13 protein-coding genes are annotated in these 13,375 nt (G+C 66.8%); 3 read left to right on the forward strand and 10 right to left on the reverse strand.

Annotation, left to right across the window (positions count from 1 at the left end; genetic code table 11):
- Positions 1 to 1,230 (forward strand): ABC transporter ATP-binding protein (locus WA317_RS14320; RefSeq protein ID WP_425173662.1); only part of this gene is annotated, 1,230 nt, incomplete at its 5' end.
- On the opposite strand, the gene WA317_RS14325 is transcribed toward WA317_RS14320, so the two are convergent.
- The 3 genes from WA317_RS14325 to lepA all read right to left on the reverse strand — a co-directional run bounded on the left by WA317_RS14325 (position 1,214) and on the right by lepA (position 4,728).
- On the reverse strand, positions 1,214 to 1,936 hold the full coding sequence (locus WA317_RS14325; RefSeq protein ID WP_425173663.1) for a sensor domain-containing protein: 723 nt from the start codon (positions 1,934 to 1,936) through the stop codon (positions 1,214 to 1,216). The genes WA317_RS14320 and WA317_RS14325 overlap by 17 nt on opposite strands.
- A gap of 25 nt (positions 1,937 to 1,961) precedes the next feature.
- The gene (locus tag WA317_RS14330) at positions 1,962 to 2,684 is read right to left on the reverse strand and encodes a sensor domain-containing protein (RefSeq protein ID WP_425173664.1); all 723 of its coding nucleotides are present in this window, start codon (positions 2,682 to 2,684) and stop codon (positions 1,962 to 1,964) included.
- Positions 2,685 to 2,796: 112 nt separating this feature from the next.
- The gene (gene lepA / locus WA317_RS14335; RefSeq protein ID WP_425173673.1) at positions 2,797 to 4,728 is read right to left on the reverse strand and encodes a translation elongation factor 4; all 1,932 of its coding nucleotides are present in this window, start codon (positions 4,726 to 4,728) and stop codon (positions 2,797 to 2,799) included.
- Between the two features lie 35 nt (positions 4,729 to 4,763).
- On the opposite strand from lepA, the gene WA317_RS14340 reads away from it, so the two are divergent.
- Positions 4,764 to 5,390, forward strand: a complete 627-nt coding sequence (locus WA317_RS14340) for a type II toxin-antitoxin system PemK/MazF family toxin (protein WP_425173665.1) — start codon at positions 4,764 to 4,766, stop codon at positions 5,388 to 5,390.
- Positions 5,391 to 5,405: 15 nt separating this feature from the next.
- Here the strand turns inward: WA317_RS14340 and WA317_RS14345 are convergent, their stop codons facing one another.
- The 4 genes from WA317_RS14345 to WA317_RS14360 form a co-directional block, all read right to left on the reverse strand.
- A complete protein-coding gene (locus WA317_RS14345) occupies positions 5,406 to 5,834 on the reverse strand; it encodes a CBS domain-containing protein (RefSeq protein ID WP_425173666.1) in 429 nt (142 codons plus the stop codon).
- 112 nt (positions 5,835 to 5,946) lie between these two features.
- Entirely contained in the window at positions 5,947 to 6,786 is an 840-nt protein-coding gene (locus tag WA317_RS14350) for a transglutaminase family protein (RefSeq protein ID WP_425173667.1), read from the reverse strand.
- Positions 6,786 to 7,763, reverse strand: a complete 978-nt coding sequence (locus WA317_RS14355) for an alpha-E domain-containing protein (protein ID WP_425173668.1) — start codon at positions 7,761 to 7,763, stop codon at positions 6,786 to 6,788. Before WA317_RS14355 ends, WA317_RS14350 begins: the two co-directional genes overlap by 1 nt.
- 14 nt (positions 7,764 to 7,777) lie before the next feature.
- On the reverse strand, positions 7,778 to 9,484 hold the full coding sequence (locus WA317_RS14360; protein WP_425173669.1) for a circularly permuted type 2 ATP-grasp protein: 1,707 nt from the start codon (positions 9,482 to 9,484) through the stop codon (positions 7,778 to 7,780).
- Positions 9,485 to 9,685: 201 nt separating this feature from the next.
- On the opposite strand from WA317_RS14360, the gene rpsT reads away from it, so the two are divergent.
- On the forward strand, positions 9,686 to 9,946 hold the full coding sequence (gene rpsT / locus WA317_RS14365; protein WP_425173670.1) for a 30S ribosomal protein S20: 261 nt from the start codon (positions 9,686 to 9,688) through the stop codon (positions 9,944 to 9,946).
- 309 nt (positions 9,947 to 10,255) lie between these two features.
- On the opposite strand, the gene WA317_RS14370 is transcribed toward rpsT, so the two are convergent.
- From WA317_RS14370 to WA317_RS14380, 3 genes are all read right to left on the reverse strand, one after another.
- On the reverse strand, positions 10,256 to 11,338 hold the full coding sequence (locus WA317_RS14370; protein WP_425173671.1) for an IS110 family transposase: 1,083 nt from the start codon (positions 11,336 to 11,338) through the stop codon (positions 10,256 to 10,258).
- A 104-nt stretch (positions 11,339 to 11,442) separates the two neighbouring features.
- Positions 11,443 to 12,402: a DNA polymerase III subunit delta gene (gene holA / locus WA317_RS14375; protein ID WP_425173674.1), complete on the reverse strand. Its 960-nt coding sequence runs from the start codon at positions 12,400 to 12,402 to the stop codon at positions 11,443 to 11,445.
- Positions 12,403 to 12,419: 17 nt separating this feature from the next.
- Positions 12,420 to 13,375: ComEC/Rec2 family competence protein (locus tag WA317_RS14380; protein ID WP_425173672.1), on the reverse strand; the 956-nt coding region annotated here is incomplete at its 5' end.

Raw genomic sequence — 13,375 nt, forward strand, 5'->3', positions numbered from 1 at the left:
GCTGACGCCCGCGCGCACAACGCGCTCACTGAACGCATCCTGGAGTTCGCGCGCACACAGCAGGCGTTGCGCGCCAGCCGGCGGGTGACGTCGGAACGCAGTCAGGCCGGAGGTGCGATCGCCACCGCACACGGCGCCACCATGCGGCTGCTGCTGTTCCAGATCCCCGGGCAGCTGGTGTTCAGCGTGGCCAGCCAGATAGCGCTGATCCTGCTGGCCGGCACGATCACCACCCTCGCGTTGCGCGGCCAGATCGGCGCGCCCGAGGCAGTGGCGCTGACGATCGTCATGGTGCGTTTCCTCGAACCGTTCACGGTGATCGCCGACTTGTCGGGCGCGGTGGAGTCGTCACGCGAGCTGCTGGCACGTCTGCGGGCCATCATCACCGCGCCGCGCGGCGTGCCGGCCGACACGGCCGTGGACGCCGCCTTGAAAACCGCCCCAGCGCCGCCCATTGCGAACGGCGCCTGCCGGATCGAATTCCGTGGCGTCAGCTTCAGCTACGGCAGCCCGGTCGATGCGCCCGAGGTGGTCAACGACTTGACCTTCACCCTGGAACCGGGAACCACCACCGCCATCGTCGGGCCGTCCGGCTCCGGGAAAAGTACGATCCTGTCGCTGATAGCCGGGCTGCACAACCCGCACCGGGGACGCATCCTCGTCGATGGCACCGACATCGCCGAACTGGGCGCCGATGCCCGGCGGGCGCTGGTGAGCATGGTGTTTCAGCACCCCTACCTGTTCGACGGGGCGATTCACGACAACGTCCGCGCGGGTCGACCCGACGCCGCCGACGAGGACATCGAGCGCGCGATGGCGCTGGCCCAGGTGGATCAGATCGTCCGGCGCCTCCCCGACGGCGAGCGCACCCGGGTGGGCGAAGCCGGCTCCGCCCTGTCGGGCGGTGAACGCCAACGCGTCAGCATCGCAAGGGCTTTGGTGAAGCCGGCGGGCACCCTGCTGATCGACGAGGCCACCAGCGCGTTGGACACCGAGAACGAGACCTTGATCACCGAGGCGATCCGGAACGACCCCTTCGGCCGCACCCGGGTGATGATCGCGCACCGACTCGGCGCCATCCGCCACGCCGACCACATCCTGTTCGTCGACTCCGGGCGGATCGTCGAACAAGGATCGATCGACGAGTTGACCGCGCGCGGCGGGCGTTTCGCCGAGTTCTGGCGCCAACAGGAATCCAGCGCCGACTGGCGCGTCAGCTCAGATCGCTGACTTTGTCCATCATGCGGTGCGCGACGTCGGCTGCGCTGTTGTCGGCATGATTGCCGAAGAAGGTGACTTCGGCCTCTACAACGCAGTTCACCCGCGCGCCGACGGCTCGGCCGCGCACGAGTGTCGTGGTGCTGTGCGAGTTGACGGTGGCAGACAGCACTGAGTCGGCGGCTTGGACGTTGCTGATGGCGGCGGTACTCAAACGTTCGCCGCCGGCCACGTAATCGGTCACGGTCGTACCGTTGCAGCGTTTCCAGGTCGACGAGAAGTTCGCGAGCAAGGCGTCAGCGTCACCGGGCTTGGCCAATGCGACCACAGTCTCGCTGACGCTGATCACCTTGCCGCGCCCACCGCCGGCCTCCCACCATGTCGCCCGCCCGACGTTGCCGACGCTGGCCGATCCGTAGGCGCTCTTCTGCAGCTCGAACACGACGCCGTTGCAGTCCTGCGGCGACGAACGCATCTCGAACAGCAGATCGCGACCGCCGAAGCGGTCCGGCGAGTCAGAATCGGCTTTGAAGGTCTGCCCGAGAATTTTCGAGAGCTCGTCGGCGTTGAGGAGCACCTTCTTGACCGAGTCGCCGGTGAGCGGGCGTGGCCTGATGTTCGGCGCCGGATGCGCAGTGCCGTCGATCGCGCAGCCCGTCGTGACCAAAAGCAGCAGCAGGGCGGTCGCACCGGCTCGGCGGGCTGACTTGCACGGCATGCCGGAAGCCTAATTGCTCGCAGGATCAGCTGAGGTCGCTGACCTTGTCCATCATCAGCCGCGCGATGTCGATGGCTCTGGTCTCCGGGTCGGCTGAGCCGGGGCCCTGAGCCTCTTCGTCACTGGTCACGGGAACCTTGACCTCCACCACACAGTTCACCCGGACACCGATGGCCCGCGCGATCGGGGTCGACGACGTCTGCACGGTGGCCGCCAGCACCGAGTCGGTCACCCGCACGTCGGTGATCTTGAAAGACTGCGAACGGTAATCAGCCGTCTTACCGTTGCAGCGGTTCCATTGTTGCGCGAACGCCGAGAACAGCGTGTCAGCTTCCACGGCGGTGGGCAACGCGACAACGCCCTCGTCCACGGCGATGACCACAGCCGGGTTGGTTTTGGCATCCAGCCAGCTCTCCCAGGCGATGTCGAGCACATCTGCGGACTGATAGGTGCTCGACTGCAGCTCGGCCAGCACACCCAGGCATTCGTTCGGGCCAGCGAGCACGTTGAACAACTTCTTCGACCCGCCCAGCCGCGGTGGTTGCAGCGCTTGGACGGACAGGTCGAGCGCTTTCGTCAGCTCCTTACGGTCCAGCAGCGCCTGCTCGACCGTCGACCCGACGACCGGGCGCGGTGTGATGCCCGCGGCGGGCCGAGCCGTGCCGCTCACGGAAGCGGCGCAACTGGTCGTCACGGTGGCGACCGCGAGGGCAGCCGCCAGCGCCGCCGTCCATCGAAATCTCGTCATCTGAGCCTTCCGCGCACCTGTGGTTCCGCGCATGCCACTGGCATTCTTCTAGCCAATTCCGGCTGGCACGGCAAGTCGACACGCAGTCGGCAACAGCGACGCCTTGCCCTTCTTACTTTTTGGCCTTCTCCCCACCCACGTCAGCGGACAGCGCCGCCACGAACGCTTCCTGTGGCACGTCGACCCGCCCGATGGTCTTCATCCGCTTCTTGCCTTCTTTCTGCCGTTCCAGCAGCTTGCGCTTGCGGGTGATGTCCCCGCCGTAGCACTTCGACAGCACGTCTTTGCGGATGGCCCGAATATTTTCGCGGGCAATGATTTTCGACCCGATGGCCGCCTGCACCGGCACTTCGAACTGCTGGCGAGGGATGAGCTCTTTGAGCCGGGTCGTCATTTTGTTGCCGTACGCCGCGGCCGCGTCCTTATGCACGATCGCGCTGAACGCGTCGACGGCCTCGCCTTGCAGCAGGATGTCGACCTTGACCAACGCCGCCTCCTGCTCCCCGGCCGCCTCGTAGTCCAGGCTGGCGTAGCCGCGGGTGCGCGACTTCAGGGCATCGAAGAAGTCGAAGATGATCTCCCCCAGCGGCATGGTGTAGCGCAACTCGACCCGTTCCGGCGACAGGTAGTCCATGCCGCCGAGCTCGCCTCGCCGCGACTGGCAGAGTTCCATGATGGTGCCGATGAACTCGCTGGGCGCGATGATGGTGGTCTTCACGACGGGCTCGTAGACGCTGCCGACCTTGCCCGACGGCCAGTCCGAGGGGTTGGTCACCCAAACTTCGGTCCCGTCGTCGCGCACCACCCGATAGACCACGTTGGGCGATGTCGAGATCAGGTCGAGGTCGAATTCCCGCTCGAGTCGCTCGCGGGTGATCTCCATGTGCAGCAGGCCCAGGAAGCCGCACCGGAAGCCGAAACCCAGCGCCACCGACGTTTCCGGCTCGTAGCTGAGTGCGGCGTCGTTGAGCTGCAGCCGCTCCAGCGCGTCGCGCAGGTTCGGGTAGTCCGAGCCGTCCACCGGATAGAGGCCGGAATAGACCATCGGCTTGGGTTCTCGATATCCGGTCAGCGGCGCCGCGGCGCCGCGGCGAGCGGTGGTCACGGTGTCACCGACTTTGGATTGGCGGACGTCTTTGACGCCGGTGATGAGGTAGCCAACCTCCCCGACACCGAGCCCGGCGGTGGCCTTGGGCTCGGGTGAGACGACGCCGACCTCCAGCAGCTCATGGGTGGCGCCGGTGGACATCATCGCAATCTTCTCCCGCGGGACGATCTTGCCGTCGATCACCCGCACGTAGGTGACCACCCCGCGGTAGATGTCATAGACGGAGTCGAAGATCATCGCGCGAGTGGCCGCGTCGGGATCGCCCGTCGGCGCCGGCACCTGACGGACCACCTCGTCGAGCAGGCTTGCCACCCCCTCGCCGGTCTTGCCGGACACCCGCAGCACGTCGTCGGGCTCGCAGCCGATGATGTGGGCGATTTCGGCGGCGTAGCGCTCGGGATCGGCCGCGGGCAGGTCGATTTTGTTGAGCACCGGGATGATCGTCAGGTCACGATCCAGGGCGAGGTAGAGGTTGGCCAGCGTCTGGGCTTCGATGCCCTGCGCGGCGTCGACCAGCAGCACTGCGCCCTCGCAGGCAGCCAGCGCGCGGGAAACCTCATAGGTGAAGTCGACGTGCCCCGGGGTGTCGATCAGATGCAGAACGTGATCGGTGTCCCCGACCCGCCAGGGCAGCCGCACGTTCTGCGCCTTGATGGTGATGCCGCGTTCGCGCTCGATGTCCATCCGGTCCAAGTACTGGGCGCGCATGGAGCGCTCGTCGACGACACCGGTCAGCTGCAGCATCCGGTCGGCCAGCGTGGATTTGCCGTGATCGATATGGGCGATGATGCAGAAGTTCCGAATCTGCGCCGGCGCGGTGAAGGTCTGGTCGGCGAAACTGCTGATGGGGATCTCCTGGCGGGGCGGGTTCAGCGGGGCGTCGGCAGGCCGCTGCGTGCCCGTCCAGCGTATCGAGGCCTGGCCGCGCTCACCCAATCCCGTTGCACCGGTCACGTCTTATGCTTGCGAGCATGGCTTCTCCACGGAGAACACAGTGGAAGGCGTTCCAGCGGATCGCGGAGAATCTCGTATTCAACGAGGCTCCGAGACTCATCCGTGAGATGCAGAAGTCAGGCGGCACGCAGCGCGGAATCCAGCAGAGCTTGCAGGAGGGCGTGCAACGCGGCATCCGCTTTGGTTTGGAGGTGCTTGCCGGCAGCACCTCCGACTCGCCTGCCGCGATCACCCGCGGCCGGCCGGTGACCAGCGCCAGCTCTCCCACCGCGCATCGGGCCCGCAAGCTGGTGTACGCCCCCGACCTGGACGGCCGGGCCGATCCGGGCGAGATCGTGTGGACCTGGGTGGTCTACGAAGACGACCCGAGCCGTGGCAAGGACCGTCCGGTGCTGGTGGTCGGCCGCGACCGTCGCACCTTGCTGGGACTGATGCTGTCGAGTCACGAAAGGCACGCCGCCGACCCGAACTGGGTCGGGCTCGGCGCCGGCAGCTGGGACGACCAGTACCGGCCCAGCTGGGTTCGGCTGGACCGGGTGCTCGACGTGCCCGAGGAAGGAATCCGGCGCGAAGGCGCGGTGCTGGAGCGCACCGTTTTCGAGGTGGTCGCCGCCCGGTTACGTGCCGACTACGCGTGGAGCTGAGGCGAACCCCCTGGCTCAGCCCTGGGTGATGTAGGACTGCAACTGGGCGTGCTCGGATTCCAGCTCGTCGATCCGGTTCTTCACGACGTCGCCGATACTGACGATGCCGACCAGCTTGTCGTTCTCCAGCACAGGGACGTGCCGGACGCGGTTTTTGGTCATCAGGGCGCTGATGGCATCGATGCTGTCGGCTTTGGTGCAGGTGGCAATGACGGATGTCATGATCTTCGACACCGGGCGGTCAAGCACGCTGGGCCCTTGGGCGTGCAGCTGACGGACCACGTCGCGTTCGGAGACGATGCCCTCCAGACCGCTGCTCCCGACCACCACCATGGCCCCGATATTGCGATCGGCCAGCCCGGCGAGCAATTCGGCGACCGTGGCGTCGGGTTTGATGGTCGCCACCGCCCCGCCCTTGTTTCGCAGCACGTCCGCAATACGCATGGAAAGCCTCCCGCTGGTTGTGAGCTGGTTCACACCAGGCTACGGCGAATTAGAGCAGCGGAACACCAACTCGACAAAGTCTTTCCGCACCAGCTCAGACGGGCCGAAGTTGCTAAGCCAGCCGGGTGATCTCGACGACGACGTCGAGGTCCGTCGCGCCTTCCCCGGAGTAGATCCCCTTCAGCGGTGAGACGTCGGCGTAGTCGCGGCCGACGCCCACACTGATGTAGTGCTCGTCGATCCCGGTGTCATTGGCCGGGTCGTAGTCCCACCAGCGGCCGGTCCAGGCCTGCAGCCAGGCGTGGCTCTGACCTTCTACCGTGACCCCCACTTCGGCGTCGCGTTTGGGAAGCACATACCCCGAGACGTATCGCGCCGGAACGCCCATGCCGCGCAACACCATCAACGACAGATGCACGAAGTCCTGGCAGACACCTTTGCCCTCGCGCAGCGCGTCGAGCCCGGACGAGTGCACCCCGGTGCTGCCGCGCAGGTAGGCAAGTTCGGTGCGAACCCACTTCACGCCGGCCACGACCGCCTCAACAGGTTCGTTGTATTTGCAGATCCTTTTGCCCACCGCTGCCACGCGTTTGCTTGCCGGCGTGTACTGCGTCGGAGTCAGCATCTCGTAGAACTCGTCCACCACGTTGTCGGCCTGCATCTCGGCCCAGGCCAGCTTCTCCGTCACCGGCTCCGGCCGGTCAGTCTCGACGACCGATGACGAGCTCACCGTCAACTCGGTGTGCGGTGCATGCAAGTCGAACGCGGTCACCGTGGTGCCCCAGTAGTCGACGTACCGGTAGGACCGGGTGGCCGGCACCGTCTCGACCCGGTTGAGGATGACGTTCTGCCGGGAGTCCGACCGGGGCGTCAGCCGGGCTTCGTTGTAGGACGCCGTCACCGGCGACTGGTAGGCGTATCCGGTGTCGTGCACCACCCGCAGCCGCCACATCAGCTTTTGCCCTGCTTGCCGGCCACCGCACGGCGCTGGCCGGCGTCCGACCACGCCACCCAAGGCGCCGGGTGAAAGTACTGCAGGGCCAATGCTTGTCCGATGTCGTGGCAGGTCTTCTGTAAGTTCGCCAGCCGCACTTCCAACGACTCCAGCAGTGCACCGGGTTGGACGAATTCCAGTTCACTGCGGGCGCGCCCGAGCAATCGCTGCGTCTCGACAGTGGCGCCGACCCGGCTGTGCGGGTTCCGCAGCAGTTCGTCGAGCTGATGTTCGGCGAGCTTGAGCGAAAAGAACACGGATCTCGGGAAAAGCCGGTCCAGCAGAATGAATTCGACAACCCGGTTGGCGTCCAGCACGCCACGGTAGGTGCGCAGGTAGGTGTCGTGGGCACCGGCCGAACGCAGCACCGTCACCCAGGCCGGCGACGAGGCGCTGTCACCCACCCGGGACAGCAGCAGCCGCACGGTCATGTCCACTCGCTCGATCGCGCGGCCAAGCACCATGAAGCGATAGCCGTCGTCGCGGGACCACGTCGAGTCGGCCAGACCGGCGAACATCGCCGCACGGCCCTCGATGAAAGACAGAAAACCGTGCGGTCCGAAACGTTTGGCGGCGCGTTCGCGCTCGGCGAGCGCGTTGTAGGTGGTGTTGATGCACTCCCAGGTTTCGCTGGACGTCACCTCGCGAGCCGAGCGTGCGTTCTCCCGCGCAGCTGTGATCGCCTCGACGATCGAGCAACCGCCGCGGGTATTGCGACCGAACGCGACGAGGTCGGCCAGCGACCATACGTCCAGTTGGGTGTCCGGCGGCTCGATGCCGAGCACGTGCAGCAGCACCCGGGAGGTGTGGTCGGGGTCGACGCTGGAGTCTTCGAGCAGCTGGTGCACGGTCACGTCGAGAATGCGTGCGGTGTCGTCGGCACGTTCGACGTAGCGGCCGATCCAGTACAGCGCTTCGGCGTTGCGGGCCAGCATCAGTTCATCACCGCCTATTGCTGTTGTTGCTGTTGTTGATCCTGCGGCGGTCGGATCGGCTGCGGCTGTCGGCCGTCCGCCGAGGCGTCGGTCTCGGCCTGGTGATCCTGCGAGCCGGCCGGCAGCGCTTCCGGCAGGGTGCGGACGATCTGGGCGGCGCCCAGCTCGCGGTTGGACACGGCGGTGCGCGACGCCAGCACCCAGGTGTCCTTGGAGCCGCCGCCCTGGCTGGAGTTGACCACCCGCGATCCCTCCCGCAGCGCGACGCGGGTCAGCCCGCCCGGCAGCACGAATACCTCGTCGCCGTCGTTGACCGCGAACGGCCGCAGATCGACATACCGCGGCAACAGACAATCCCCGACCTGGGTCGGCACTGTCGACAGTTCCATCATCGGCTGCGCGATCCAGCTGCGCGGATCGTCGCGGACCTTCTTGCTGATGGTGGCGAGTTCTTTCTCCGAGGCTTCCGGCCCGAACACGATGCCGTACCCCCCGGAACCTTCCACCGGCTTGATGACCAGTTCCCTGATCCGGTCGAGCACCTCCGCGCGCTCGCCGTCGAGCCAGCACCGCAATGTCGTCACATTGGCCAGCAGCGGTTTCTCGCCGAGGTAGTACTCGATGATCTTCGGGACGTAGGCGTAGACCAACTTGTCGTCGCCGACTCCGTTGCCGACAGCGCTGGAGATCACGACGTTGCCGGCCCGGGCGGCGTTGAGCAGACCCGCCACGCCGAGCACCGAGTCGGGCCGGAACTGCATCGGGTCCAGGAAGGTGTCGTCGATGCGCCGGTAGATGACGTCGACCTGACGCTCGCCATCGGTGGTGCGCATGTACACCTGGTTGTCCCGGCAGAACAGGTCACGGCCCTCGACGAGTTCGACGCCCATCTGGCGGGCCAGCAACGAATGCTCAAAGTACGCCGAGTTGTGCACTCCCGGTGTCAGCACGACGACCGTCGGGTCGGCCTCGTTGGTCGCCGCGGATTTCCGCAGAGCGCGCAACAGGTAGGCGGAATAGTCGTCGACCGGACGTACCCGATGGGTGGCGAACAAGTTCGGGAAGACCCGGGCCATGGTGCGCCGGTTCTCCATCACGTATGACACCCCCGACGGCGAGCGCAGGTTGTCCTCCAGCACCCGGAAGGTGCCGCGCTCGTCGCGAATCAGGTCGATGCCGGCCACATGGATGCGCACTCCGTTGGGTGGGACGATCCCGGCGGCCTGGCGGTGGAAGTGTTCGCACGAGGTGACCAACCGCCGGGGAATGACGCCGTCCTGCAGGATCTCCTGCTCGCCGTAGATGTCGTCGAGGTACATCTCGAGAGCTTTGACGCGCTGGGTGATCCCTCGCTCCAGCCGGGCCCATTCGGCGGCCGAGATCACCCGCGGGACCAGGTCGAGCGGGAACGGCCGTTCCTGACCCGACAGTGAGAAGGTGATGCCCTGGTCGGTGAAAGCGCGGCCCAGCGCCTCGGCGCGCGCCGCGAGTTCGGACGCGTCGGAGGGCGCGAGTTCGCGGTAGATGCCCTTGTACGGCCCCCGTACGTTGCCCTGGCCGTCGAACATCTCGTCGAAAGCTTCGGCGTACGGGCCCGGATCGTTGTAGCCGCCGAAGATGTGCTCGAAGTGTCTGGGCGGCTGCGCCGCACCGCGCAACTGTCGCCCGGGGTTGGCGGGTAGGGTTCGGACGGCCACGGTCCCATGCTGCACCACGGCCATTGTTTTGGCAGGTTGGCCCCGCCCGTTCCGTCAATTCACTGTTTTGGGAGAATCCGGCGCGGACTGATAGCCTGGGCAGTCGCTGAGCCTCGTAGCGTGCGGGCACCCACCCGGCGCACAGCAGGGCCGATGAACCGGGCGAACCGCTTGGTCGAGACCGTAAACCCATGGGCTGAGAAGACTTCGAAGGAAAACTGACGCGTGGCCAACATCAAGTCGCAGGAGAAGCGCAACCGCACCAACGAGCGCAACCGTCTGCGCAACAAGTCGGTGAAGTCGTCGCTTCGCACCGCCATCCGTGCGTTTCGTGAGGCCGCGCAGGCCGGCGAAAAGGACAAGGCCGCGACACTGCTGGTGTCGACCGGTCGGAAGTTGGACAAGGCTGCCAGCAAGGGCGTGATCCACAAGAACCAGGCCGCCAATAAGAAGTCGGCGCTGGCGGAGGCCTACAACAAGCTCTGAGCTGATATGGGGAGGAATCTGTCAAGGAGCAGGGTGAAGCGGCGGCCGCAACCGTCGTCGCGGCCGCCGCTTCGTTGACCGGATTGAGGGACCTCGGTGGCGTCGAGCGTGTCGTGTCGACGCGTTATCAGTCTGATATTCGCGGGTTGGGTACCGCAGGACGGGACTTTCGAGTCGGAGTGGTGCGCTTGTCTAGGATCGAGCGTGATCGGTTGCCTGGCAACGTGATTGCTCATAGCTCAGTCGCGAGTCACTCCCAGACGCTGGCCGCCGCGACCGAGGATTGGGGTCATCCGGACAGTTGTGTGGTTAGTCGTCGAGGACAGCCAGTGACCAGCACCAGCCGGCGAGTTCACGGGCGATCGCGGCGTTGGCGACCACGGAGCGTTTCTTGCGTTCGTCGAAGCGGGCCCAGCGGGCGTGTAGGCGCCGGTTGGCGGCCTGTCCGCGCGCCCGCGCGGCCGGGGACGCGGCATCCCAGCGCTTTCGCAGTTCGGGTCCGGGCCGGTATCGGGTTCGGTGATGCCAGGCCGCCTCGACCAACAATCGGCGGGCGTGACCGTTGCCGGTCTTGGTGACCCCACCTTGGAAGCGGCTGGTTCCCGAGGAGTTCTCGGTGGGCACCAACCCGAGGTAGGCACCGATGCTGCGGCCGTCCAATCGGTGCCAGTCGCCGATCTCGGTGGCCAACCCGAACGCCGTCAGCGTCGCGATGCCGCGCACGCATCCCAACCGGGTCACCACGGGAGTAAATTCTGAATCCGCGGCCATTTCGGCGATCGCCTCATCCAGGCGATCGCGGCGGTCCAGGGTGGCCAGCATGGCGTCGAAGGCGGTGTCGTAGGCCAGCTGCAACCCGCGGACGTCGAACCGGTGGGTTCGGAGCCACAACTCGTGTTTCCCGGTCCACGCCTGGCCGCCGCAATAGACGATCCCTTGCCGCAGCAGCAGTTTCGACACACGGTGCCGCAGGGCCATCAAATCCCCGCGACAGTCCTCCCGAGCCCGCACCAGGTCGCGGGCGGCTTCCTGCTCCACGCTGGGCACGGTGACCGCCACGATCTGACCCAGATGCAGCAGCCGGGCCAGATGCGCGGCGTCACGGGCATCGGTCTTGACCCGATCCCCGACCGGTCGCTGCAGCTTCGATGGTGCCGCCACCTGGCAGTCGATCCCGGCGCTGATCAACGCGCGCGCCAACCCGAACCCGGTCGGGCCGGCCTCATAGGTCACCGACACTGGCCCCGGCAGGCCGCCGATCCAATCCAGGATCTCGCCGTGATCCGGACACAACCGCCGCTGGAACACCTCACCGGTGTCCCTATCCAAACCGCACGCGACGACCGATCGTGCGTGCACATCCAACCCGATGCTCGTACGCTGAACCTTCACTGGGGCCTCCTACAACCGCACATCTTGTGGCTCTACCGCCAGGACCTGATTCCCGTCGGCAACCCACGTTCACATGCGCGAGGAGGCCCCAGCCCCCATACGGTCTAGTCGGCACTACCCGACTGCCGGGCCGCTAACTCAGCGACCTTTCGCACCGCCGATTCCAGCGCATAGTCGGCATCCGCAGCTGCGCCCTTGACGTCGGCGTTCAGGGTGGCCACCACTCTGATCGCGGTGGCCACGGTGTCGCGTGACCACCGCCGGGCCTGGCGCTGAGCTTTCTGCACCCGCCACGGCGGCATTCCCAGGCCGGCTGCCAGCCGATAGGGATCACCAGACAGCGGAGCCACCCGGGCGATCGTATGCACCGCCTCGGCGAGCGCGTCGGCCAACACCACATGCGGCTCGCCCCGCATCATCGCCCACCGCAACGCTTCCGCGGCGCCCGCGACGTCACCGGTGACGGCTTTGTCGGCGATGTCGAAGCCTTTCACCTCCGCCTTGCCGCTGTGATATCGGCGCACCGCGGCGGCGTCGACCCGGCCATCGGTGTCGGCGACCAATTGTGAACAGGCCGAGGCCAGCTCGCGCACATCCGAGCCGACCGCGTCGAGCAGTGCGGTGACCGTCTCGTCGTCCACTTTCACCCGCAGCGATCGGAACTCCTTGCGAACGAAGTCGACGCGCTCAGCCGCTTTGGTGATCCGCGCGCACGCGTGGACCTCGGCGCCCGACTTACGCAGCTCAGCCGCCAAAGCTTTGGCGCGCCCGCCTCCCGAATGCACGATCACCAACACCGTGCCCGGCGGAACGTCGGCGGCGGCCGCGGCGATCAGATCCGCGGCGGACTTGCCCGCCTCCCCGGCGGCTTCCAGCACCACTACCCGCTCGTCGGAGAACAGCGACGGGCTCAACAACTCCGCCAGATCATGCGTGCCGACATCACCGGCACGCACCCGACTCACCGGGACGTCGGCGCCGCCGCCGCGCTGGCGCACCGATTTGAGCACTGTCGCCACCGCGCGGTCTACCAGCAACTCTTCCTCGCCCAGCATCAGGTGCAATTGCGAAGCCGGCTGGTTCATCCGATGATCGTGTCACGAAATTCTGACAGCGCCGCGCCGCGGCCGACCACCAGGCCCGACACCGACCAGGCCAGGAGACATACCGTCGCGACAGCTGTCGCCGCGCGGAACCACCGCCAACGCCACAGCGCCACGATCAACACCGCGCCGGCGCCAACCAGCACTACGCCGGGTGCTCCGGCCGGAACCGCAACCGTCGCAGCGGGCACACCGGCCGCCCGGTGCGCGACGTTGAGCACCCACCACAGTTCGGGGCCGGTGAAGCGAATCAGCAGCTGGGCCAGCGCCGGCCACAGCATCGACACCGCGGCAGAAGCGCTACCCAGCACCGTGATCGGGGCGATCACCGGCGCCACCGCCAAGTTCGCCAACGCGCCGACCAGACTGACCCGGCCTGATATCCCGGCGACCAGCGGGGCGGTGACGACCTGCGCGGCCCACGCGATCGCGACCGAATCGGCCAGCAGCCGAGGACAGCCCCGACCCACCATGCGCCGTGACCACACCGGCGCGATCACCACCAACGCGGCCGTCGCGACCACCGACAGCGCGAAACCTACGTCGACCGCCAGCTGAGGCGCTCCGATCAGCAGCACCAACACCGCAGCCGACAACGCCGGAAGTGCTTGCCGCCGACGCGAAGACAGGATCGCCAGCAGCGTAATGCCGCCCATCGCGGCAGCGCGCAGCACACTGGCTGTGGGCTGCACGACGATGACGAAGGCCACCAAGGCGATCACCGCCAGCCCGACCGCGGGGCGGGGCCCGATCAGCCGTGCTGAGAACAACACCGCGCCGCACACGATCGTGACGTTGGCGCCGGACACCGCCGTCAGATGGGTGAGGCCGGCGGCGCGGAACTCGCGGCCGGTGGCGGTGGTGACCGCGGAGGTATCGCCGAGCACCAGCGCCGGGAGCATTGCGGCCTGAGAAGCAGGCAGCAGCTGTCGGG

Source organism: Mycobacterium sp. (genome assembly GCF_049802695.1).
Taxonomy (GTDB): Bacteria; Actinomycetota; Actinomycetes; order Mycobacteriales; family Mycobacteriaceae; genus Mycobacterium.

Excerpts from the sequence above, each read along its gene's own strand:
- WA317_RS14330 (WP_425173664.1), bottom strand. The coding sequence starts at position 2,684 with ATGACGAGATTTCGATGGACGGCGGCGCTGGCGGCTGCCCTCGCGGTC.
- WA317_RS14345 (WP_425173666.1), bottom strand. The coding sequence starts at position 5,834 with ATGCGTATTGCGGACGTGCTGCGAAACAAGGGCGGGGCGGTGGCGACC.
- WA317_RS14340 (WP_425173665.1), top strand. The coding sequence starts at position 4,764 with ATGGCTTCTCCACGGAGAACACAGTGGAAGGCGTTCCAGCGGATCGCG.
- WA317_RS14350 (WP_425173667.1), bottom strand. The coding sequence starts at position 6,786 with ATGTGGCGGCTGCGGGTGGTGCACGACACCGGATACGCCTACCAGTCG.
- WA317_RS14325 (WP_425173663.1), bottom strand. The coding sequence starts at position 1,936 with ATGCCGTGCAAGTCAGCCCGCCGAGCCGGTGCGACCGCCCTGCTGCTG.
- WA317_RS14355 (WP_425173668.1), bottom strand. The coding sequence starts at position 7,763 with ATGCTGGCCCGCAACGCCGAAGCGCTGTACTGGATCGGCCGCTACGTC.
- WA317_RS14360 (WP_425173669.1), bottom strand. The coding sequence starts at position 9,484 with ATGGCCGTGGTGCAGCATGGGACCGTGGCCGTCCGAACCCTACCCGCC.